Genomic DNA, 23,973 nt, shown 5'->3' on the forward strand with positions numbered 1-23,973 from the left:
TTGGGGTAGAAACAGGATAATAAACGGACTCATAGAAAAGGGTATTGCAAAGGATACAGCGAACACCGCACTTGAAGAGGTGGAGCATGAAATAAGCGAAGAAGAGACAATAAAAAAGGCATTTGAGAAATGGCTTAAAAGACAGGGGCATGGGTCAAGAGACAAGGGTCAGGAAAAAGAAAAACCAAAGGCGTTCAGGCACCTTATATCAAGGGGTTTTCAGCCGTCCCTTATAAACCAGACATTAAATAAATACTACAAACAAACAGGAGAGGATTTTGACAACAGCATCTGAAATCAGAAAACTCTTTCTTGAGTATTTTAAGAAAAATGGGCACACCATTGTTGAAAGTTCCTCCCTTGTGCCAAAGGGGGACCCAACACTTTTATTTACAAATGCAGGCATGGTGCCTTTCAAAAGCGTGTTTTTGGGCGAGGAAACCCGTTCATATAAAAGGGCTGCATCAAGTCAAAGATGCATGAGGGCAGGGGGAAAACACAATGACCTTGAGAATGTAGGAAGGACTGCAAGGCATCATACATTTTTTGAGATGCTTGGCAATTTTTCATTTGGCGATTATTTCAAAAAAGAGGCAATCAGGTTCGCGTGGAATTTTATTATTAAAGAGGCATGCCTTGCTAAAAACAGGTTATGGGTTACTGTGTTTAAGGAAGATGATGAGGCATTTGCTCTATGGGAAAATGAAACAGGCATATCAAAAGACCGTATTGTAAGGCTTGGTGAAAAGGACAACTTCTGGGCAATGGGTGATTCGGGTCCTTGCGGGCCATGTTCAGAGATTCTAATAGACCAAGGGAAAGATGTCGGATGCGGCAGACCTACATGCGCAGTTGGCTGCGACTGCGACAGGTTTCTTGAAATCTGGAATCTTGTGTTCATGCAATACAACAGGGATGTTAAAGGCAAACTTACCCCTCTGCCAAAACCGAGCATTGATACAGGCATGGGACTTGAAAGGCTTTCAGCAGTGATGCAGGGGAAAAAGAGCAACTATGACACAGACCTGTTTATGCCAATAATCAAAACAGCAGAAGAACTCTGCGGCAAGACATACGGCAAAAACGAAAAGCACAATGTTTCAATGAGGGTAATTGCAGACCATTCAAGGGCAGCGGCATTTTTAATTACTGACGGCATTATGCCGAGTAACGAGGGAAGGGGATATGTGTTAAGAAGGGTGATAAGGAGGGCGTGCAGGCATGGTAAACTACTTGGCTTAAGAGAGCCCTTTCTTTATAAAACAGCAGGGACTGTAATAGATATTATGAGGTCTGCATATCCTGAGTTGGACAAGGCAGAGGAGACTGTTGCAAGGGCAATAGTCGTAGAAGAAGAGAGATTTCTGCAAACCCTTGAAAACGGCTTAAACATCCTTGAGCATGAAATTTCCGCACTAAAACATAATAATAAGAAAACTCTATCTGGCGATGTCGCATTTAAACTCTATGATACCTACGGCTTTCCGTTTGACCTGACAGTGAATATACTTAAAGAAGATGGATTTTCAGTTGATGAACATGGTTTTAATATGGCAATGGAGGAGCAGAGGCTCAAGGCTAGGGAGGCATGGAAGGGTTCAGGTGAGGAAAAGACATCTGAACTTTATAAGAAACTTTTATCCAAAGGTGTTTCATCAAGATTTGTTGGATATAATATAGATGCTGCATCTTCAAAGGTTATTTGCATTATAAAAAGTGGTGAAATAGTTGAACAGGCAGGACAGGATGACAAGGTTGAAATTATTACTGCTGAGACCCCGTTTTATGGTGAATCAGGCGGACAAGTTGGGGACATAGGCAGGTTAATTGCTAATGGTTTGACCGTTGAGGTTATAGATACAAAAAAACCTCTGCCTGACATAATAGTGCATTATGCAATTATAAAAGAAGGTGAACTAAGGACAGGGGATGATGTGGAACTCCTTCCTGATATAAATGTAAGGAAGTCTGTAAGCATGAATCATTCTGCAACACACATTCTGCACACAGTCTTGAGAAAGACACTTGGAGGGCATGTCCGACAGGCAGGTTCGCTTGTAACACCAATCAGATTAAGATTTGATTTCAACCATTTTTCAGGATTGACTAGAGACGAATTAAGGCAGATTGAATCTCAAGTGAACAGGATGATTCGTGAAAACATGCCTGTATCAACAGAAAGCATCCCTTACAATGAGGCAATAGAAAAGGGCGCCACAGCGTTTTTTGGAGAGAAGTATGGAGATGTTGTAAGACTTGTTAGCGCAGGTGATTTCAGCAAGGAACTCTGCGGAGGCATCCATGTTAGAAATACAGGTGAAATCGGACTTTTTAAGATTATAAGCGAATCATCAATTGCAGCAGGTATAAGAAGGATAGAGGCAGTTACAGGTGAAGAGGCGGAGAGATGTATACATGCGCAGGAAGATATTATTGCAGAGGCAGCATCTGTTTTAAAGACTACATCAAAGGAATTAATTGACAGAATCAACAAACTCATCCAGACCCAGAAACAGATTGAAAAAGACATGGAAAGGCTGAAGGCTAAAGGCGAAATTACTGCTGATGAGATGCTTGATAAGGTTAAGACTATTAGCAATATAAAAGTATTCGCAAGCAGGGTTGCAGTTGAAAAGACAGATGAGTTAAAGGAAATCGCAGACAGAATAAGGCAGAAACTCGGTTCAGGAATCGTTGCAATTGGAGGCGAGAATGACGGCAGGGCAACGATACTTGTTGCTATGACAAAGGATTTAACAAACAGGTTTAATGCAGGAGATATTATTAAAGAGATTACGCCGATAATCGGCGGCAAGGGCGGCGGAAGACCTGACATCGCCCAGGGCGGCGGCAGTAACCCTGAAAAACTTAACGAGGCGCTGGAAAGGGTGTATGAAATAGTCAAGTCTAATGTAGGGGCTTGATGCTGGATTATCAAGCCTGAATAATAAATATGGAAAGACAAATTATAGAAAGATTATGCGGTATGCTAACAGGCAAGGCAGATGAATGGGAGATATTCTATTCCAAGCAGAACGGCATCAGCATAGAGGCAAAGGATGGTGCTGTTGAATCAATGAAGGCATCCTGCAATAAAGGAATAGGAATAAGGACATTAAAAGACAAAAGGCTCGGCTTTTCATTCACTACAGATTTATCTGCTCATGCCATTGCTAACATAGTTGAAAATGCGATTAGTTCAGGAACGGCTGTTGCCAGTGATGAATTTTATGCCTTGCCTTTACCAACTGAAATGGAATCTAAAGACCTTGGACTCTATGATAAGTCAGTCAAAGACACACCTGAAAGCAGAAAGATAGAAAGGGCCATTTTCTTGGAAAAGGCAGCAATGTCTTTTGACAAAAGGATAAAAAGGGTAAGAAATGCCGTATATGGCGAAACAACCCTTGAATCCTGCCTCCTTAATTCCAAAGGTGTAAAGATTACAGACACGAAGACCTTTATATCAGCCAGTATAATGGCAATGGCAGAAGAAAATAGTGATGCACAGATGGGATGGGAAATGGATTTTTCCCATTTTGCAGATGATATTGATGCAGCAAAGGTCGGAAAAGGTGCTGCGAAACGGGCGGTTTCTATGCTCGGTGCAAAGGAGATAAAAAGCATTAAATGCCCTGTTGTGCTTGAAAACTCTACAGTTGTTGAATTTCTTGAATGTCTTGCACCTTCGTTTCTGGCAGATAACCTGCACAAAGGGAAATCCATGCTAAAGGGCAAGAAAGGCAAAAAGATATTTTCAGACTGCATAACCATCATTGACAATGGTATACTCCATAAAGGCTGGGCTTCATCCTCTTTTGATGGCGAGGGTATACCAAGGCAAAAGACCGTTCTTGCAGCAAAAGGCGTCCTTGAAGATTATCTTTATGACACATATTGGGCAAATAGGGCTGGGGTTGAGTCAACAGGGAATAGTTCAAGAGGGGGTTTTAAGTCTGTCCCCAGTGTCGGCATCTCAAATGTTTATATAGAAAATGGCGGCAGCACACTGGATGCCCTTATAAAAGAGGCGGGAAACGGCATTTTTATTACAGGGCTTCTAGGTGCTCATACTGTCAACACCATATCAGGAGACTTCTCTCTAGGTGCAACTGGTTTTTATATTGAAAACGGATCTGTTTCCTATCCTGTAAGGGGCGCAGCAATAGCAGGGAATTTGATGGATTTATTTTCAAGGGTTGAACAGGTGGGGAATGATATAAGGTTTTTCGGGGGCATGGGAGCGCCAAGCCTTCTCCTTTATGAAATGGATATAAGCGGGGCAGGGTAATACTTGATGTTAAGAACCAATCCATTATACAAGTTTTCTATCTTAAGTTTTTTATTTATTGCCTTCCTTACTATCTCCATAGGTTTTATTGTATCTCATTATTTTAAAAAGATTATACTGTCCAGAGAATTAAGAATCACAACAGATTTTGTGCAGGCACATGCCCGAGAACGGCTAACCTCTCAAGACTTCTCTTATCCTTCCAATGAGTTGCAGCAAGATAAGTTTGCTACAGTATTTCAGGATATTGCAAAGATGCCTGAGATATTAAGTGTTAAGGTTTATAATAAAGAAGGGACAATTCTGTGGTCTGACAAGTATGAATTTGTTGGCAGAAGATTTTTGGAAAATGAAGAGCTTCAACAGGCTATAAATGGCAAACCTATAGTCACTCTTGAGCCTGCTCGCAGACCTGACCATGCCTATCTTAAGGGATATGCGCATAACATTATGGAGGTGTATGTCCCCATCTTCTTTGAAAACAACACTAATGCAGCGGGTATTGTAAGCACATACAAGACATCTACTGCCCTTTTGGGAGATATAAAGACAGGCATGACAGCAATCTGGGTTGTTTCCATAACAGGTGGGCTGCTTCTTTATCTTTCCCTCTTCGGAGTCTTTTACAGGGCGCATAAGGCAGAAAAAACAATGAGTGAAGGTATTATAAGACTGAATAGGGAACTGTCTGCATTTAACAGGATTGCTGCTGTCTTGAGCCGCACCATTGAACTTGATGTCCTTTTGAAAGACGCTTTGTATACAACCCTTGAGGTGTTAAAACTAAAGTCAGGCTGGATACTTATCTTTAATGAAGAAACTGATGAACTTGTGCTGGCTGTTCATAAAGGACTGCCGGATAAGGTCGTCAAGGGTTTTAGCAATATCAAAGTTACCAACAGCAGTTACGAAAAGGTAATCAAGGGCGGAGACCCTATAATGGGGGCAAGACTTTCAGAACACCCGGGACTTCATAATATTATACATACAGTTAAGGACATGGATACATGCGCAACCATACCGCTTAAGTCTATGGATAAGGTATTAGGTGTCATGGAAGTTATGTGTCCGGGCGGCTGCGGTTGTGAACTCCCTCTGGAGAGTTATGAACTCTTTTCAACCATTGGACATCAGATAGGGACTGTAATAGCAAAATCTCTGCTTTACAGAGAGGTAAAGATATTTAAAGAACGGCTTGAGGACATGGTAGAGGAGAAAACAAAACAGGTCATCCAAATGGAAAAACTATCTGCTATTGGGGAACTTATGGGTGAAATCGCACATCAAATCAATAACCCTCTTGTAGGAGTAGTCAATTTTGCCCAAGTTGCATTGATGGATATTAAAGAAGACCACCCGCTGAGGGAAACGATTGAAACCATTAAAAAGGCTGGTATAGAATGCAAGGAAATAATCCAAAGACTGCTTGCTTTTTCAAGGCAGTCAAAATTTGCGTTAACCCCTACAGAAATCAACCCGCTTATAGATGAGGCGCTGTCATTAATAGAAAGGCAGTTTAGCCTTAAAAAGATTGCCGTTGAAAAAAGGTATGCTGAAAAACTTCCTCATATTATGCTGGATGCAACCCTCATGAGACAGGCAGTTTTTAACATTATAAATAATGCCCGTCAATCTATGCCCGGAGGCGGGAGACTTATGATTACTACATCTTTTGGGAATTCTAAAGGAGATGATGAGTGGATTGAGATAGGCATCTCTGATACAGGGAGCGGAATAAAGAAAGAAAACATTTCTAAGGTCTTCTCGCCATTCTTTACAACAAAAACAGATGATGATGGAATAGGTCTTGGGCTTTCTGTGGTTCAGGATATAGTTAACAGGCACAGGGGTAAAATAATGGTAGAAAGCAAAGAAGGGGTTGGCGCTACATTTACCATTGCCCTTCTCAAGTCTTTTAATTAAAATTCTTAGGAAGACAGGTGCAAATCTTTTATCAGCCAGAAGCGGTGAAGAGGCGATTGACATCTTTAAGAATAATCTTGTTGACATTATCCTCCTTGACCAGAGGATGCCGGGGATGAGCGGGCTTGAGGTTCTTAAAAAGGTAAAAACCCTTGACCCTGATGTAGTGGTGGTAATGATGACAGGTTACGGAACAATTGAAGAGGCTGTAGAGGCAATGAAATTAGGGGCATATCACTATCTGACCAAACCATTCAATGACCCGGATGAAATCAGTGTAATTGCGGATAAGGCATTCAAAGAGAGGGAACTGTTAAATGAAATCGGGTATCTAAAAAAACAGATGAGGGAGACCTTTTCTTTTAATGGGATTATCGGCAAAAGCAAAATAATGAAAGGCATTCTTGATGTTGTGATGAAGGTTGCACCAACTGATTCAACCATACTTTTGTTTGGTGAAAGCGGGACAGGCAAGGAACTTTTAGCCCGAACCATTCATCAGCAGAGTTTAAGAAAAGACAAAAAGTTTATTGCTGTTGACTGCGGAGCAATACCCGAGACCCTTTTGGAGGGCATACTCTTTGGTTTTCAGAAAGGGGCATTTACAGGGGCATTGAAAACAACAAGGGGTTATTTTGAAGAATCTGATGAAGGGACACTATTTCTTGATGAGATTACTGAGACAAGTCCAAAGTTTCAGGCAAGCATTCTAAGGGTTATACAGGAAAAAGATTTCTCCCGACTTGGTGATACGACAAAAATCAAGACTGACTTTCGTCTGATTACAGCAACCAATAAGAATCTGCAGCAAGAGGTAGAAAAAGGCAATTTCAGAGAAGACCTGTATTACCGCATCAACGTTATCCCTGTGCGCATACCTCCGCTTCGTGAAAGAATAGAGGATATACCATTCCTTGCAACCCACTTTTTAGAGCGGTTCAATCAGAAACTCGGAAGGGGTGTGGGGCCATTTACCCCTGAAGCCATCTCTACCCTTGAAAATGCGCAGTGGAAGGGCAATGTAAGGGAACTTGAAAATCTGATTGAACGGATTGTAACGATGATGCCGGCAGGGAAGATAACCTCTACAGACATCCTCCAATATCTGACCGTAAAACAAGGCGCAGAGGCAAAGGCAGGGACACAAACGATACTCTCTTACAAACAAGCAAAGGAACTTTTTGATAAAAGGTATATAAAGGATGTCCTTGAAAATAACATCGGCAATATATCCAATGCAGCAAGGCAGAGCGGTATAAAACGGCAGAACCTTTATTGCAAATTAAAAAAATACGGTATAAAGTGATTGCCCTGTTTCTATCTTAAACCCATTACCTATCTGTTATAATTTCATTACACCATGTCATATTTTATTGACACTACCGATTTCCCTTGTAATTATCAATTATTACCCTTCATTCCCAGTCCATATCCTGCCTGTAAGTCATAATTTTATGACAAGCCTACGATTCCAGCCTAAATAGGTGTTTATCCCTTTAAACTCGCAACTAATTATTATTACAAAGGTTTTTTGAAGAAGTAAAGATATGTAATATTTGGCATGAAAGATGCTTTTATAACGATAGATTGTTATAAAAGGGGACATATTGCTTGATATTTTTGCCATAGTTTTACCCCCTTTTTACCTCCTAAAATCTGCCTGTGTGTAATGCACAGGCAGATTTATATCATGGAGATTATATGAGAGAGATAAGAGAGATAACTGATATATACAAGGCGCTTTCAGATGAGACAAGGATTAGGATAGTGAACATTCTTCAGGAAGGAAAACTTTGTGTTTCAAGCATTGTGAATATACTTGGACTAAGACAATCAACTGTCTCAAGGCATCTGTCATATCTTAGGACAAAAGGGGTTGCGGAATCAAGAAGAGAAGGCGTGCAGGTGTATTATTCCTTATGTTCAAACCTCGGATTTTATCTTCATTTACCGTGTCTAAAAAAAATAAGAGAGGATGTAGAAGAATTAAAATATGATGCAGATAGGCTTCTTCAAAAAAAGAGGAATTATATGTCATTAGATAAAAGTTATCCCCCCGCTTCTCTCAATGTCTTATCTTATCAAAATATAACAAACACCTCTAAGGACATATTCTAAGGATGAATATAAAAACATCTAATCCCATCTGGAAATATTCATCTTGAATTAAATCCTGACACATAAGGAGAAAATGTTGTGAGAAAAGTAACATACCTAATAATAGCCCTTGCAATAATCTTATTTGGAGGATTTCTTTTATTAGAAGATTCTATCTCTATGTTTCCAAGTAGTGCCTATTCAGCTAAAAAGGATGACACCCTCATAAGCATCAGCATTGTTGGCAAAGACCACCCAAGATTTAAGGAATACCTTAAGTCTGTTGGAGAAGGTGTTGCTCTTGCTAAAAACCCCATTACTCATTATATCCTTCTCACATTTAGAGATGTCAATAGTGGAAAGCTTTTAATGATTGATGATGTGGAGTTTGTCGTAAAGGCGCCAGATGGCGCTGAAATTGAGAGGAAAAAACTTAAACATGAGGTATTAGGTGGAAGGGGTATTGTTTACTATAAAGACCTATTGGGGTTAGCCAACGAAGGGGAATACAGGTTTATCATTAAATTCAAAAGGGATGGAGGGTCGTTAACAAAGGAGTTCAGTTATAAATTAGCAACAGAAGGGAGTTAATCTATCTATATGGCTGTGAAAAGAGGAAAGAAAGAAGGTGATTATATAATTTATCTGGCACTATTTGCCACTGTGGTCGTCTTTATTAGTGTTCATTATTATGCCCTAGGTCATAAAGACAGTATCAAGAATATCAAGATATGTGTTATTTGTCACGAGATACCCCTTTTAGACCAGTACATGCCAGTACCCTACACACCAGCAATCAATAATGGTTTAGAGGTTGGCTGTGTCAATTGCCATAGGGACTCCTATCAAGAGTTTGTAGAATCATCCCATTACAACTCTTCCATACCCTTGCGTCCAGGGTGCACAAGCTGTCATGGTGCTGTGCACTCAGTCTCAGAATTTATATATCTTAAGTTCCTTCCCGGAGGAAGAAGCCATCCCCTGCTCAATAAGTATGACCCCCTCTTAGGGGAGAAGAGATTTGAGCTGAGGCTCAAATATGCAAAGGAGGAGCGGGAGAAATTAGTAGAGAGTGACAGCAACCCTTGCAGGAGGTGTCATCTGGATAAGGTTATTAAACCTGAAAAGATTCAAGGGCAGAATGCCCATGAGAAGATGAAGACCCAGAAGAAGACTTGTATAGACTGCCACTACAACATCGTTCACAGGAAGTTCCCATGGTCTGAGAAGGAAAAAGCTGCTAAAGAACTAGAAGGACTTTTTTAGGAGGATTATACAAGATGAACAACGATGTTAAGAAGCCAGCAACAGGCACTCTCTCACTGACAAGGAGGAGGTTTTTAAAGCTAATTGGTGCAATTGGTGTAGCCAACACCACGGGCACCCTTGTTACAAGGGGGAAGTTCGGAGGTTCTGAATCCTTTGCAGAAAGCAGGAAATTTGCTGCCACAAAGATAGTTAAAAATGTCTGCCATCAGTGTCCTGGAAGATGCGGGATAGATGTATATGTCTCAGAAGGGAGGGTCTACAGGATATTAGGCAGTCCTGAACATCCTATCTCTAACGGGAAGTTGTGCGCAAAAGGATACTTTGGGATGCAGATACTCTATGACCCTGACAGATTCAAAGCGCCTATGAAGAGGACAAACCCAAAGAAGGGCAGAGATGAGGACCCTGATTTTGTTGAGATAACATGGGAGGAGGCACTGGATACCATTGCCTCAAGGCTTAAGAGTCTAAGGGATAAAGGGGAATCCCATAGGCTTGCCCTTCTATCCGGGAGGGGTTGGGGAGAGTCCTGCGCTGGTCTCCATGGAGACTTTGGAAGGCTCTACGGTTCTCCCAATGTTGCCATAAGGAACGGCTCCCTGGGTGATGAGGGTTCAAAACGTGCCCACCTTGCAACAGATGGTAACAATTCTTACAATGCGTATGACTATGACAACTGCAACTATCTACTAAACTTTGGGGCAGGTCTTCTTGAGTCATTCAGGCCATTAAACTATTTTTTGCAGAGATGGGGGATCTTCAGTGATAAGTTTCCCATAACAAAGGTTACATCTATAGATGTAAGGACCTCTACAACCCTAGTTGGTTCAGATAGGTCTGTACTTATAAAGCCCGGGACAGACGGGGCAATGGCATTAGGGATAGCACATGTAATCCTTACAGAGGGTCTGTGGAATAAAAGATTCGTGGGTAATTTTACTGACGGTATTAATAGATTCAAGACTGGCGAAGACTTAGGCCCGAAAGACTTTAATGAGAGGTGGACCCTCGGTCTCATCAACTGGTGGAATAATGTAGTCAAAACCACAACACCTAAGTGGGCATCAGGATTAACAGGTGTATCTACCAATGAGATGGAGGTGATTGCCAGGGAACTGGCAGTAGCCGCACCCCATGCTATAGTGCTCATGGGAAGGGGTCCCATCTCTTATACGAATGGTGTCTATAATGGTATGGCAATCCATGCCTTAAACGCACTCACAGGGAGTTTGTTTGCAAAAGGGGGCATCATGTATCAGATGGAGCCGCCTTACGGACCTTTGCCTGTTGATTTTAATAATTATATGGACGACTATGCAAAAGCAACTGCCAAAAGGGTTAGCTCAGGTGAAATAATAAGGATAGATAAGGCAAGTTCGCCAGAGTGGCCTATGGCAGAGACCATGATGCAGGAGGTGGCAGGGAATCACCTTGCAGGCAACCCATATAAACTAGATACAGTCATCTTCTATCAGACAAACCCCATCTTCTCTGCCCTTAATTGTAAGAAATGGGAAGATGCATTGAAGGACATCTTTGTAATAGAAACCTCGCCCTTCCCCAGCGAGACCGCCGTGTATGCCGATATAGTAATCCCCGACCATACATATCTGGAGAGGTATCAGGACACCCCAATCTTTCCCACATATGGTTTTCCAACGACAAATATCAGGGTCCCCGCTGTGAAACCCCTCTATAACACAAGGTACTACGGTGATGTCCTGATAGAGATAGGCAAGCGTATGGGGGGAAAGATGGGTGAGTATTACCATGAACTGAAGGACTCAGTGAATATATTGCAGCACATGGCAAAAGGCTTTGAGGATAACCATGGAGACAATGGTGTAAAGGGCTTTGAAGACTGGGTAGAAAAGGGAGTCTGGTATAAGAGACCATACCTTTGGAGACAGATTGATGGGGAGTTCTATGAATGGGATGGAACAGACTATAGAAAACCCATGTCACCTAATGATGTAAGGCAAAAACTTTTGAAGACCCCTTCAGGAAGGTTTGAGCTCAAATCAAGGTATCTGGAAGGCTACGACCAGTATATCAATAAAGAGCTTGGCATACCTCCTGAGATGGCAGGGTATCCCCAGTGGGTATCTCCCAGGTATACAGGCGGTGGTAAACTGCATTTAATTACACCAAAGATGGCATTCCATGCCGAAGGACGTGGTGCAAATATCCCCTGGAATATAGAATTTCATCAACCCTATACCGCCGGGGGGGATAAGACCCATCTTGAGATAAATCCAAAGACTGCCCGCCGTCTTGGAATAAACAATAGCGACAGGATAAGGGTATCTTCAGCCATGGGAAGTATTGATGCAGTAGCCAAATACTATGAAGGCTGTCAGCCTGATGTCTTGATTCTGCCATATGAAAACGGACATTGGGCGCATGGAAGATGGGCAAAGGGCAGGGAGGCAGGAAACAGCAACGAAATAGTTGAAAACCTCTCCGACCCTATCTCAGGAACTGCCTGCGGTTACTCAATCAAGGTGAATGTAACCAAGATTTAAAAATCATTATGGAGGTAGATAGATTATGAGATGGGGAATGGCAATAGACCTTGAAAAATGTACAGGGTGTCAGACATGCTCTGTGGTCTGCAAGATGGAGAATACAAACCTGCCAGGAGAAGACTGGAATCTGGTTAACTTCTTTGTGGAAGGAGAATACCCAAGCATGAGGCTTGCATGGTATCCACGGCCGTGCATGCACTGTGAAAAACCGTCATGTCTTGCTGTATGCCCTGTCTCGGCAACATATAAGAGGACAGATGGTCTTGTGCTCATTGACTGGAACAAGTGTATTGGCTGCAGGTACTGCATAATGGCATGTCCCTATGGTGCAAGATACTTCCCTGATGAGAAGGCAAAGGTAAAACCAGACCTTAAAGACACATATGAGGGGAGGAGAAACAAGTTATGGGACCCACCGTATCAAATGTTAGAGATAGAGCAGGATGCAAGGAGGGGTGTTGGTGTGCCGCCAAAGGGAGTGGTTACCAAGTGTACATTCTGTGCGCATAGGTTAGACAAGATTTCTCATACCCCTGACCGCAACCCCGTTGAAGACAGAGAATTTACCCCTGCATGTGTTGTAGGATGTCCTTCCAGTGCACGACACTTTGGAGACATAGACGACCCCGATAGTAAGATAAGAAAAAAGATGGTTGAAAGGCCTGGTTTCCGTCTTAAGGACTATCTTGGCAATAGACCACAGGTTTATTATCTTACAAATGTTGGCGGGGTGCCTGATGATAGAAAGAAGATAGGGACAATAAGGCAAAGAAAGGATTGAAACCATGAAAACCTCGAAAAATGTCCAGTTGAACTACATATTAGGGTTTTCTTCCCTGGGGTTACTCCTTGGTGCAGTAACGGTGTTCGCCATCTTCACAGAAGGCCACGCCATCTTCAATACCAGCAGCAGGGTGGCGTGGGGGGTACCTGTCGCCACTTATGCATTCTTTATCTTGACCTCTACAGGATTGACCTTTGTTGCCTCTCTGGCGATGGTCTTTGGAATCAAGGAGTATTACGTTATCGCAAAGAGATGCGTATTCCTTGCTGTTGTTACCCTGATTGGAGGTTTCATATCATTAGGATTAGAGATTGGGCGGCCTGAGCGCATGATTGTAGGGTTCATCCTCACCTCTAACCTGACCTCACCCATGTGGTGGATGGGGCTCTTTTATTCACTCTATGTGGTATTTCTGGCTATCAAGTTTGTAATGATAGAAGCCGAAGACTGGAACAGCTTACAGAGCCGTTATATGGGGATTACGGCACTCATAACGGTTATTGTGGCACACTCAACACTGGGAAGTGTCTTTGGAATGATGGCATCCCGCCCTGTCTGGTACAGCAACTTCATGCCCATATACTTCCTTGCCACTGCATTCTTGAGCGGATTAGCCTTTGCCATCTTCTTTACACACCTTACCTATTTCAGCTTTATATCTTTAAGAGCGGAAATGCCGGGGGGGGTGCGGAACCTGGTGCAAGGCAGCCTGCCAAAGCTGTTAGGTCTTGTCACAGGGATTGTCCTACTCTTTACAGTATGGAGTACCATTACAGGGCTGTGGATTAGTTTTAGAGGCGGTGCGGGCTTTGAGGTCTTTTACCTGAAGGTGAGCAGCCTTTTATTTCAGGCAGAGTTCTGGTTAGGGCTTGTGGTTCCTTTTCTGCTCATGCTTTCCCGCTGGAGGGGTCTAGTAGGTGTCCAGTTTCTGGCATCAATCCTCGTCATTATCGGCCTGTTCCTTAGCCGTTATTCCTTTGTAAAAGGAGGGCAGATATATCCGATATTCGACACATGGAAGCCTGACATCTTGCACTACTCTCCGTCTCTCGTGGAGTGGGGGATAGTAATATTAGCCTTTTCAATTGTATTTTTTCTCTATGCCCTGGGTGAAAAGATCTTTGACCTAGGTAAAGCTCCACGATGAACTTATCTTTAAATTTATGGAGATGTAATATGAAAAACGAAGCACAACCGGTAGGACAGGCAAGCAAAAAAATAAACAATATGCTGAAACTAAAGGAGGTCTAAAATGAGTAATGGTGAGTTAAAAGAAATTGATGGTTCTACTGTGAATCAGAGGTGGGCAGGGGCGCCAAAGAAGATAATTCACACCAACCTTGTTTCTGTGGCTGTCTTCTTTATGATTTTCGGGGCAGGCATTGTTGCAGCAGGCTTTGGGAAAGGTAAAGGTGGTTTTTGGATTATGGCATCTTTGATTATTGCCTTTTTCTTTGCCTCCGCTGTAAAGGTTGCGTCCCAGTGGGAAAGGACTGTTATCTTAAGACTTGGTAAGTACAATAGGACAAAGGGACCGGGTATATTCTTCATCATCCCTGTCATTGACACTATACCATACTGGATTGATTTGAGGGTCTTCACTGCTGTATTTCAGGCTGAACAGACACTTACAAAAGATAATGTCCCTGTTAATGTGGATGCGGTTCTCTTCTGGCGTGTTATTGACCCTGAAAGGGCGGCGTTGGATGTTGAGGATTATGCATTAGCAGTTCACTGGGCAGCACAGACAGCACTAAGGGACATTATAGGCAAGTCCTTGCTGTCAGATATCCTTGTGGGCAGGGAAAAAATAGATGCGGACTTGAAGGCGCTCATTCATGACCGCATTAACCCGTGGGGAACTGAGGTTCAGGCTGTTGAAATCAGGGATGTGATAATACCACAAGCGCTGCAGGATGCAATGTCAATGCAGGCACAGGCAGAGAGGGAAAGACAGGCAAGGATTATACTTGGAGATTCTGAACGGCAGATTGCACAAAGTTTTGAAGCAGCCTCAAATACTTATATAAATAACCCAACAGCCCTTCATTTGAGGGCAATGAATATGCTTTATGAGGGTCTTAAGGGGGGACAATCCACAATAGTGCTTGTGCCGTCTACTGCAATTGATACCATGAACCTCGGAGCAATAGCAGGGATAACTACTATGGCAAAGGAATTTGGCGCAAAACCTAAAACAGGCGAGGCATAGATTAGATGTTAAGCCAAGTTATCAGAAAGGAGGTGGTGAGGGGTTTTAATTGGCAAGAGAAGGATTTTCAATCTGTAACATTATTTTTTAAAAGGAGGTAGAAAGTATGTTCTGGTATAAAATAACACTCTCAATGGTAATGGCTGCTGTCATCGCTATCTGGGGGGCAGGGATTACGACAGCAAAGGATGTGGACTGGGGCAAGGTGCCTGCAAAAGAGGTTAGCCTCTTTTATCCGGGTGTAACAGGCTGGGAATGGCAGATAAATGATGAAACCCACAAAGATGGCGCAAAGGGCGTTAGGCAGGGAGAGACATGTTACAGCTGCCATAAGGGGTCTGAGAAAGAGATAGGCAATAAGATAGTAAAAGGCGGACCAAATGAGCCTGCCCCTATAAGCGGTAAAGATGGATATAAGGCATTAAAGGTTCAGGCGGCATACGACGTTGAAAACATCTATGTCAGATTTCAGTGGGCTGCTAAAGAAGATGGAAGATTCCACCAGTCATTTGTGTATGATGGGGAAAAGTGGATACAAGGCGGTCCAAGGTCTAACAAAGATGTCAGGGAAGGAAAGAAACCTGCCATATATGAGAACAGGGTGGCAATGATGATAGATGACGGCAAGACAGCAGGCTTTGAAAAGTATGGCTGTTTCATAATCTGTCATGAGAGCATGAGGGATATGCCTAAAGAAGCAAAGAAGGATGAGGTAAAGGCGCACCCATATTTTGGAGACGCAAATAAGAAGAAGGATGACATAAGGAAGTATATCCCGCAGACCAGGGTAAAGGGCGGGACTTGGAAGGATGTTAAATCAGCGGATGAACTCAAGGCGCTTCAGGCATCAGGGACATTCCTTGACCTCTGGCAGTGGAGACCGCACAGGTCAAATCCAGTAGGGCTTGCAGATGACAGCAATGTGCTGGATTGGAGATGGTTTGACGAAGGTAAAATCTTCTCAAAACAGGAAGTAAAAGACGGCATGCCGGCGCTTATGTTTGACAAATCAAAGACTGGATATTATGCCTACAAATTTGACGACAGGTTAAAGGTAAAAGACTACTACCTTACAACAGCGAATTCTATCCCATATGATGCATCAAAATATAAGCCAGCCAAGGGAGATAGTATTCCCGGATGGTTCCTTCAGGCAGAGCCCAAAGGCAGCCAGACAGATGTTAAGGCTGAAGGCGGATGGAAGGACGGAATGTATACAGTAGTCCTCAAAAGGAAGTTGAATACAGGCAATGCAGATGACAAGGTATTTGAACCCGGCAAAAAATACACAGTTGGGTTTGCTGTTCACGATGACGCTGTAACCACCCGATTCCATCACATATCATTTGAGAAGACCCTTGGCTTTGACGACCCGAAGGCAGATATAAATGTAATGAAGATAAAGTAAGTGGATTTTCCCTTTCCCCCCACACCAAAAACCTTGGTGTGGGGGAACAGGCACTCTACCCTTAAAATGGAAGGTGTCTTTCATGTCTGATATTAGCCTGTTTGCAAACCTCTTCCCACTGTGGATAATTTATCTGTTTTATGGTCTTGCCTTCCTCTTTTTAGGCATATCTATTGTTACTAAAGACATGAAGGAAAGCAGGCTGATACTTGCTAAAAGTCTGTGGCTTCTGGCTGGGTTTGGATTTTCACACGGAATCCACGAATGGCTCGAACTCTACATTCTTTTACAGGGCAAATACTTATCAGTGCAGGAGATTTTATGGATAAAGTTAATAACTGTGTTTGTTGCAGCATTCTCTTTTTTCTTGCTTCTGCAGTTTGGCATTACACTTATACACTTCATTAATGATAATTACCTGAAGGCAGTAAAGATAGTTGCCACAATTTTTTTTCTTGGCTGGATTATATACCTGTGGAATCATGGACTTATTGCAGATACCCTGTTCTTTAAAAAGGCAGATACTTTAGCAAGGGTTTCGTTTGGTATTGTTGGCGGCATTGTAACTGCTTATGGTTTGATAGCATACTCGTATAATGTTAAGAACTTAAGCCTTCATGTTTCAAAAAACTTCTTTTATGCAGGCACTACCTTTATATTTTACAGCATTTTTACAGCAATGATTCCACCCCATTCAGTGTCATTTTATCTGCCTGTTCCTGTAGAGGTTATGCGCGGCATATCAGCTGTTTTGATTACCTGTTTTATTGTAAAGGCGCTTAATATCTTTGATATAGAAACGAGGAGGGATTTAGAACATAGGCTGCAGCGTCTTGCCCAGTCTGAAAAACTGGCTTCACTCGGACGGCTTGCAGCCGGCGTTGCCCATGAGATAAATACCCCGCTTACAAATGCGTCTCTGAATATGCAGATTATGAGAAGCCGCCTAAAAAACAGTATTTCAGCACACCACTTGCAAAGGATTGAGGCAGTTGAAAGGAATATAGACAGGGCATCTACGATTGCAAAGGAGATATTGCAGTTCTCCAGAACAAGAGAGACGGAATTTATCCCATTAGACATCAATAATGCAATAGAAGGCGCTCTCACACTCATAAGATATAAATTAAGGAATATAAAAGTCCATCTCAACATGTCAGATGTTTATGATGTAATGGGCGACCCTGTGAAACTGGAACAGGTGTTTATAAATCTCTTGAACAACTCTATTGAGGCAATGCCTGACGAGAGAGGGGACATTTTTATTACTACCTCAAATGACAGTGGCTGTGTTAAGGCAGATATATCTGATACAGGCATCGGGATTTCTAAAGAATACATATCAAAGGCATTTGACCCATTTTTTACGACAAAAGATATTGGTGCGGGGACAGGACTTGGACTTTCAATCTGTTATGGTATAATCAATCAACATAACGGCACTATAGAAATAACCAACAATGCTGGAAAAGGAACAACAGTAACCATTGGACTTCCTGTAATGAATGATTATGAAAAAGATACTCATAGTAGATGATGATGCCGAACTAATGGCAAACCTCTCTGACATACTGAAAGAGGAAGGATACTATGTAGATGAGGCAGCCTCTGGTAAGATGGCGATAGAGAAGGCAGCCTATGAAGGCTTTGATATTGTGCTTCTTGATTTAATGATGCCAAAGATGAGCGGCATTGATGTCCTTAAAGAACTTAGAAGGATTAGCCCAAATACAAGAATAATCATGATTACAGCATTTGCAACAGTTGAAAACGCAGTAGATGCTATAAAAAAAGGGGCAAGCGACTATATATCCAAGCCCTTTAAGATTGATGAATTCCTTATCACCATAAGGCGGGTGCTTGAAGAGGCTAAGTTTGAGGACGGCATAAAAGAGTTAGACTTTGACCATACCCTGGCATCTTTGTCCAATCCTATAAGGAGGAAGGTTATACGATTGCTCTGCTTAAGAACAGGTATGCGTTTTATGGATATCACTAGAAAACTCGGCATAGAGGACCATACAAAGGTGGTCTTTCATCTGAAGATGCTTAAGGATTCTGGTCTCATTGAGCAGGACAATAAAAGATTTAAAAAATTATATACACTTACAAAAGAAGGTGAAAAGATAGTAGACTGCCTTAAGATTTTAGAAGACTACATTTCAACCTCATCAGCATCTTAAACCATATCAATCTACCTTTTTTTTTAAACCCAGAAGCCTGCCTGTTAAGTATTCTTCACAAAACATCGTGGATTTGTAAATAAGTTTTCTATGGAATATATTTCATGGAGAAGGTATTTTGTTTATAAATAAATTCATCGGGAGGAAAGAAAATGGATGAAAGGGTGTCAAGGGTATTAAAGGTAATCTTTAAGTATAAGTATTATAAGTATCTTGCAATTGTTGCGGTCTTGATTCTATTTGCGTATGGTGGGTTTAATGTATTAATCTTTACAAACAAGACTGGTTTTTGTGCCAAGTGCCATTCAATGAGATACAATTATAATGAGTATAAGCAGTCTGTCCACTATAAGAGCCCGTCAGGGGTAAGGGCAGAATGTGCAGATTGTCATGTTCCTCACGGTGTGGGGGCATTGGCTGTGGCAAAGATGTTTGCTGTAAAGGATATCTGGGCTGAACTCACTAAAGACACAGGGGAAAAGGAGACATGGGATAAGGAAAGGCCAAGGCTTGCAAAGATAGTTAGAGAGAAGTTCCTGAAGAGTGATAGTGGTAATTGCAGAAGGTGTCATAAGGCAGAGGCATTGGTGCCTACAAAGATTCAGGGACAGAATGCCCATGAGAAGATGAAGACTCAGAAAAAGACCTGCATAGACTGCCATTACAACCTTGTCCATCAGAAGGTTCCATGGCCCGAAAAGGAAAAGGTTTCAGGGGAACTAGAAGGACTTTTCTGAGCCATTCTTGTGAATTACCCGCGTATAAGGTGTATGCCCCAAAATCCTAAATCGGATTTTGGGTATGCGGGTAACCTCACTCAGATTCCCATCAAATCCTTAACACACCTCACATTATATTTGACTAAATATCCGTTTATCCCTTCAATGATTTTTATTGCTGCGTCAGGTTCAATAAAGTTTGCTGTGCCGACTTGAACTGCGGATGCGCCTGCTATTATAAATTCAAGCGCATCATTCGCTGTCATTATACCGCCTATGCCTATAATCGGGATTTTTACAACCTTTGCAGCCTCCCACACCATCCTCACTGCAATTGGCCTTATGGCAGGTCCTGACAGTCCGCCTGTAATATTTGCAAGTTTTGGTTTTCTCTTTTCTACATCAATTGCCATACCTGTAATTGTGTTAATAAGTGATACGGCATCGCTGCCTGCATCTTCTACTGCCTTTGCCATAATCTTAATATCAGTAACATTTGGAGAGAGTTTTGTAATCACAGGGAGTCTTGCTGCCTTTTTTACAGCCTTTACAACCCTTCCAGCCTCTTTTGGATCTGTTCCAAATATAATGCCGCCTTTTTTCACATTCGGACAGGATATGTTGATTTCAATACCTGCAATGCCTTCCACATCATCAAGCCTCTTTGCCACCCCCGCATATTCATCAATATTTTCACCAAATATATTTACAATAACAGGCACATCGTATTTTCTTAAAAATGGAAGTTTCTCTTTTATAAATATATCAATGCCAACATTCTGAAGCCCAATTGCATTAAGCATGCCAGCAGGGGTTTCAATAATTCTTGGTGAGGGGTTGCCTTGTCTTGGTTTTAATGAAAGCCCTTTGACAACAATAGCACCGAGTTTGTTTAAGTCTATATACGGACTGAATTCTTCGCCATATCCAAATGTCCCTGACGCTGTCATCACAGGGTTTTTGAGTTTTATGACTGCAATGTTGACTGACAGGTCAGGTTTTGAGATTTGAGATTTGATGTTTGAAATTTGAAATTTTCTCACCTGAAAATGCTCCAATACGTCCTTGTCCGACTTGATCGGACAATCCAGAACAAAAGAAAACTGGATTCCCCGATTAAATCGGGGAATGACATTTTCATTGTCTTTTGTGTCTCCTTGAGACATGAATGTTTCATATCTTTTCCCAATCTATCTCCCTTGCATCAAATACTGGACCATCTTTACAAACCATCTTATAAAGTGGCGAGTGATGAGTGATAAGTGATGAGTTGTTTGCCTTTTGCCTTTTGCTTTTTGCCTTTTGCCTTGTTTTTATAGCACACCCAAGACATGCACCTATACCGCATGCCATTACATTATCAAGGGAAACATAGCACGGGACATCTTTTCTTTCTGCGATCTCTGCAACTGCCTTGAGCATCGGCTTCGGACCACAGGCATAAACTACAGTTTTGAGTTCAGAGTTTGAAGTTCGGAGTTCCTTTTTAAGTAGTTCTGTAACCAATCCTTTTCCTCCAGCGCTCCCATCATCAGTAGAAATCTTTAAATCAATTTTAAGTTTTTTAAAATCATATAATCCCGGCAAATCATTTTTATTTCTCCCCCCAAATAAAACTTGAAGCCTTGCCCCTTGCCCCTTGCCCCTTGCCCCTAGTAAGTAAAACGGCACAATCCCTATCCCGCCTGCAACCATAACGATTTTCTTGTATTCATCCACCGAAGGAAATGAATTACCGAGCGGTCCCAGCACATCAACCTCGTCACCTTCTTTTAATCCTGCCATAATCCCTGTGCCTTTCCCCTTCACCTTATAAAGAATTTCTATCCCTTGCCCCAATCTTTTATATATCCCGAAAGGTCTGCGCAAAAATGGGTCTAGTTGCATGCTTACCCTTATCATAACAAACTGCCCCGGCATACAATCAGCAAACCTGCTGTATGTTTCAAGTCCAAGTCTGTAATAGGATGGAAGAATATTCTTGTTATATAATACCCTTGCATTCATCATAAAAAACACCTTACTTTTGACTTTTGAGTTTTAAGTTTTGCGTTATATTCATTTCAAACCCCATTACTACTGCATCCTCTTTATTGTCAGAATAGTATCCCTTTCTGATGCCTATCTCCCTAAAACCAAAACCCCTGTAAAGTTTTTGTGCTGCTGTATTGGAATCTCTAACCTCCAGATAAACTGCACGGGTGGATTTATTTAAAAGAAAATCCATTATAAACTTTATAAGTCTTTTTCCTATGCCTTTTCTTCGGTAGTCAGGATGCACAGCAATATTTAATATATGAGCCTCTTCTGCAACAAGCCATATAACTATATATCCAATAAGTTTACTACTGTCTTTTTTATTTAATCTTGCAACAAAGGAAAGGGAAAATGGGTTTTTGAGTTCTTTCTCAAATAAGGATGCTGCCCATGGTTTCGGAAAAGACTCATCTTCTATTTTAAGGACCTCGTTAATATCAAGCGGGGACATGGGCAGGATGACTATATCTAGAGGCATGTTTATTTATCATTCATGGCAAATATAACATACCAGAGGTCTATTTTCTTTAGTTTATATTTCTTTTCTACATGAAGATTTGCATTTTCTATAAATTCATTAAGGGACAGGTCTGTTCGCCAGCCAATCATCTTTGTAACAGGATTTAACATCTTCACAACACTGCCGACCACTTTATTATTACTCCTGAAATGATTTACAATAACGATCCTCCCTCCCTTTTTGCAGACCCTTTTTACTTCAGACATGGTCATGTAAGGGTCTGGCACCACACTCACCACATGAGAAATGAAAACCTTATCAAAGGTGTTGTCAGGAAAGTCAAGGTGCATTGCATCCATCTCAATGAGTTTAATGTGATTTAGGTTAAGTTTTCTTGCCTTTTCCCTTGCCTGTTTTAGCATGGCAGAGGAGATGTCAATACCTGCCACACTGCAATATCTTGGAAATAAAGGTAAAGACAGACCTGTGCCCACACCAACATCAAGCACCTTTTCCCCTGCCCTTATATCCATGCTGGAGATGGCGTGCTTTATCCTTTGGAAAAAGAATCTTTTAAAAATCGCATCGTATGTCCTTGAATAACCGGCATAAATCTTTTTTATAGTCTCTAATTCCAATCTTCATCCCCTATGATATTTTTGCAGTATATTATCTTGTCATCCCCGCTTCTATAAAAGTCTTTCAATCTTGCTGTTTCAAAAAAACCGTTTCTCTCATAAAAAAATCTTGTTTTGGCATAATCAGGCTTTGATGAGGTCTCTGTAAAAAGCAATGTCCCATCAGTTAATGGAACCCTGCCATAGCATACATATCCAACAGGCTTATCATCTTCATCAACAGCACAAAAGAAATCATAGTCTTTCTGCAGGGGATTTGTAAGATAAATCTCCAGAAGTTCTCTGGCACAGTCTTTTTCTTCTTGTGTAAAATTGTCATTCCTGTTTATTATAGAGATTATTGCCTGTCTATCCTTTTCTAAAACCTTTCTAATCTTTATATCCATATCTGTTTACTGCATAGTTTATTATCTCGCATATAAGACCGTTATAAGATAGCCCCGCCGCCTTTGCGCTCCTCGCAAGCCCGGCATCCGGGGATACATCAGGATTTGGATTGACCTCAAGCACCTTCGGTATACTATCAAGCCCCATCCTTATATCAATCCTTGCATAATCACGGCAAAGGAGCGACTTATATGCATTTACTGCCACCGCCTTTATACCTTCTTCCAAATCCCTTGATATATCTGCAGGGCATACAGGGACAGTCTTCTCGTAAAATAGACTTGTTGCAACCCACTTTGCCTCGTAACCAACCAGTCTTGGCATATCAGCAGGGAGTCCTGAGAAATCTATCTCTGATATTGGCAGGGCCCGTGGATTTTCATTGCCTATGACCGAAACATTGAACTCCCTGCCGTCAATGTATTCTTCTATAATGGCAGGCTGTCTGAAAATATCCCGCACATATTCCACCCTTTTTCTTAAGGCATTGATATTATGGACTACAGCGTTATTATCCACTCCAAGTCCTGCATCTTCTTTAAGCGGTTTTACAATCAAAGGGAACTCTAAATCTATAGAAGATAAAGAACCCGCATCACTTACTACAGCATAACGGGATGTAGGAATGCCTTTTGCGGAAAGTATATCCTTTGTCATGCCTTTATTAAGGCAGATGCCAAGTGTCAACGGACCTGAACCTGTATATCTGAAGTTTAAGATTTCATAAAGCCCTGCGACATTCATTTCCATTGAACTCATGCCGAATGCCCCTTCACAGAGATTGAAGATTATATCAGGTCTTCCTTTCAGTAATGTGTTTATAAATGTTTGAGGGTCATCTTTTAATGGAACAAGGGCAGGTGATATGCCGTTTTCTTCAATTGCCTTTTTTACAGAACTTGCAGTGTCTATAACACCCTGAACAGAAACAATATCGTCTATTTCACCCTTCCTTATATGGGCATCATCATTGTAGGTTATAAAGATATTTTTGGGAATCATATAAAAAAAGAAAAATTAAAAGTCAAATCTCAAAA

Annotated in this window: 22 protein-coding genes; 16 read left to right on the forward strand and 6 right to left on the reverse strand. The window is 41.6% G+C overall.

The features are described 5' to 3' along the window. The 16 genes from HZC45_05540 to HZC45_05615 form a co-directional block, all read left to right on the forward strand. On the forward strand, positions 1-295 hold a 295-nt coding region (locus HZC45_05540), incomplete at its 5' end, for a RecX family transcriptional regulator (GenBank protein MBI5682610.1). Further along, positions 276-2,924, forward strand: a complete 2,649-nt coding sequence (alaS, locus tag HZC45_05545; GenBank protein MBI5682611.1) for an alanine--tRNA ligase — start codon at positions 276-278, stop codon at positions 2,922-2,924. The genes HZC45_05540 and alaS, both read left to right, overlap by 20 nt. A gap of 29 nt (positions 2,925-2,953) precedes the next feature. After that, a complete protein-coding gene (locus HZC45_05550) occupies positions 2,954-4,291 on the forward strand; it encodes a TldD/PmbA family protein (GenBank protein MBI5682612.1) in 1,338 nt (445 codons plus the stop codon). A gap of 6 nt (positions 4,292-4,297) precedes the next feature. Next, complete coding sequence (locus HZC45_05555) at positions 4,298-6,214, forward strand: hypothetical protein (protein ID MBI5682613.1); 1,917 nt, start codon at positions 4,298-4,300, stop codon at positions 6,212-6,214. Next, positions 6,189-7,520: a sigma-54-dependent Fis family transcriptional regulator gene (locus tag HZC45_05560; protein MBI5682614.1), complete on the forward strand. Its 1,332-nt coding sequence runs from the start codon at positions 6,189-6,191 to the stop codon at positions 7,518-7,520. The genes HZC45_05555 and HZC45_05560 overlap by 26 nt, the downstream gene beginning before the upstream one ends. Positions 7,521-7,915: 395 nt before the next feature. Beyond that, positions 7,916-8,332 carry a winged helix-turn-helix transcriptional regulator gene (locus HZC45_05565; protein MBI5682615.1) on the forward strand — a complete coding sequence of 139 codons (417 nt, stop codon included), beginning with the start codon at positions 7,916-7,918 and terminating at the stop codon, positions 8,330-8,332. Between the two features lie 78 nt (positions 8,333-8,410). Then, positions 8,411-8,902, forward strand: a complete 492-nt coding sequence (locus tag HZC45_05570) for a hypothetical protein (protein MBI5682616.1) — start codon at positions 8,411-8,413, stop codon at positions 8,900-8,902. A 9-nt stretch (positions 8,903-8,911) separates the two neighbouring features. Next, positions 8,912-9,577 (forward strand): NapC/NirT family cytochrome c, encoded by a 666-nt coding sequence (locus HZC45_05575; GenBank protein MBI5682617.1) that lies wholly within the window; start codon positions 8,912-8,914, stop codon positions 9,575-9,577. 14 nt (positions 9,578-9,591) lie between these two features. After that, positions 9,592-12,105, forward strand: coding sequence for a molybdopterin-dependent oxidoreductase (locus HZC45_05580; protein ID MBI5682618.1), 2,514 nt, complete (start codon positions 9,592-9,594; stop codon positions 12,103-12,105). A 37-nt stretch (positions 12,106-12,142) separates the two neighbouring features. Continuing rightward, entirely contained in the window at positions 12,143-12,889 is a 747-nt protein-coding gene (locus tag HZC45_05585; GenBank protein MBI5682619.1) for a 4Fe-4S dicluster domain-containing protein, read from the forward strand. Between the two features lie 4 nt (positions 12,890-12,893). Next, the gene (gene nrfD, locus HZC45_05590; GenBank protein MBI5682620.1) at positions 12,894-14,039 is read left to right on the forward strand and encodes a polysulfide reductase NrfD; all 1,146 of its coding nucleotides are present in this window, start codon (positions 12,894-12,896) and stop codon (positions 14,037-14,039) included. 216 nt (positions 14,040-14,255) lie between these two features. Continuing rightward, positions 14,256-15,104 (forward strand): slipin family protein, encoded by an 849-nt coding sequence (locus tag HZC45_05595; GenBank protein ID MBI5682621.1) that lies wholly within the window; start codon positions 14,256-14,258, stop codon positions 15,102-15,104. A 106-nt stretch (positions 15,105-15,210) separates the two neighbouring features. Next, positions 15,211-16,512, forward strand: a complete 1,302-nt coding sequence (locus HZC45_05600; GenBank protein MBI5682622.1) for a hypothetical protein — start codon at positions 15,211-15,213, stop codon at positions 16,510-16,512. A gap of 82 nt (positions 16,513-16,594) precedes the next feature. Beyond that, on the forward strand, positions 16,595-18,049 hold the full coding sequence (locus HZC45_05605; protein ID MBI5682623.1) for a hypothetical protein: 1,455 nt from the start codon (positions 16,595-16,597) through the stop codon (positions 18,047-18,049). Continuing rightward, positions 18,024-18,695 (forward strand): response regulator, encoded by a 672-nt coding sequence (locus HZC45_05610; GenBank protein ID MBI5682624.1) that lies wholly within the window; start codon positions 18,024-18,026, stop codon positions 18,693-18,695. The genes HZC45_05605 and HZC45_05610 overlap by 26 nt, the downstream gene beginning before the upstream one ends. A gap of 152 nt (positions 18,696-18,847) precedes the next feature. Further along, positions 18,848-19,432, forward strand: coding sequence for a NapC/NirT family cytochrome c (locus tag HZC45_05615; GenBank protein MBI5682625.1), 585 nt, complete (start codon positions 18,848-18,850; stop codon positions 19,430-19,432). Positions 19,433-19,512: 80 nt separating this feature from the next. Here the strand turns inward: HZC45_05615 and HZC45_05620 are convergent, their stop codons facing one another. The 6 genes from HZC45_05620 to HZC45_05645 form a co-directional block, all read right to left on the reverse strand. Next, positions 19,513-20,421 carry a dihydroorotate dehydrogenase gene (locus HZC45_05620; GenBank protein MBI5682626.1) on the reverse strand — a complete coding sequence of 303 codons (909 nt, stop codon included), beginning with the start codon at positions 20,419-20,421 and terminating at the stop codon, positions 19,513-19,515. A 166-nt stretch (positions 20,422-20,587) separates the two neighbouring features. Then, positions 20,588-21,424, reverse strand: coding sequence for a dihydroorotate dehydrogenase electron transfer subunit (locus HZC45_05625; protein MBI5682627.1), 837 nt, complete (start codon positions 21,422-21,424; stop codon positions 20,588-20,590). 10 nt (positions 21,425-21,434) lie between these two features. Further along, the gene (gene rimI / locus HZC45_05630; GenBank protein MBI5682628.1) at positions 21,435-21,902 is read right to left on the reverse strand and encodes a ribosomal protein S18-alanine N-acetyltransferase; all 468 of its coding nucleotides are present in this window, start codon (positions 21,900-21,902) and stop codon (positions 21,435-21,437) included. 29 nt (positions 21,903-21,931) lie between these two features. After that, positions 21,932-22,549, reverse strand: coding sequence for a methyltransferase domain-containing protein (locus tag HZC45_05635; protein MBI5682629.1), 618 nt, complete (start codon positions 22,547-22,549; stop codon positions 21,932-21,934). Continuing rightward, positions 22,540-22,935, reverse strand: coding sequence for a hypothetical protein (locus tag HZC45_05640; GenBank protein ID MBI5682630.1), 396 nt, complete (start codon positions 22,933-22,935; stop codon positions 22,540-22,542). Before HZC45_05640 ends, HZC45_05635 begins: the two co-directional genes overlap by 10 nt. Further along, positions 22,919-23,938: an ATP-grasp domain-containing protein gene (locus tag HZC45_05645; GenBank protein MBI5682631.1), complete on the reverse strand. Its 1,020-nt coding sequence runs from the start codon at positions 23,936-23,938 to the stop codon at positions 22,919-22,921. Before HZC45_05645 ends, HZC45_05640 begins: the two co-directional genes overlap by 17 nt. Between the last annotated feature and the right edge of the window lie 35 nt (positions 23,939-23,973).

Source organism: Deltaproteobacteria bacterium (genome assembly GCA_016223005.1).
In the GTDB taxonomy this organism is placed as follows: Bacteria; Desulfobacterota; GWC2-55-46; order UBA9637; family GWC2-42-11; genus JACRPW01.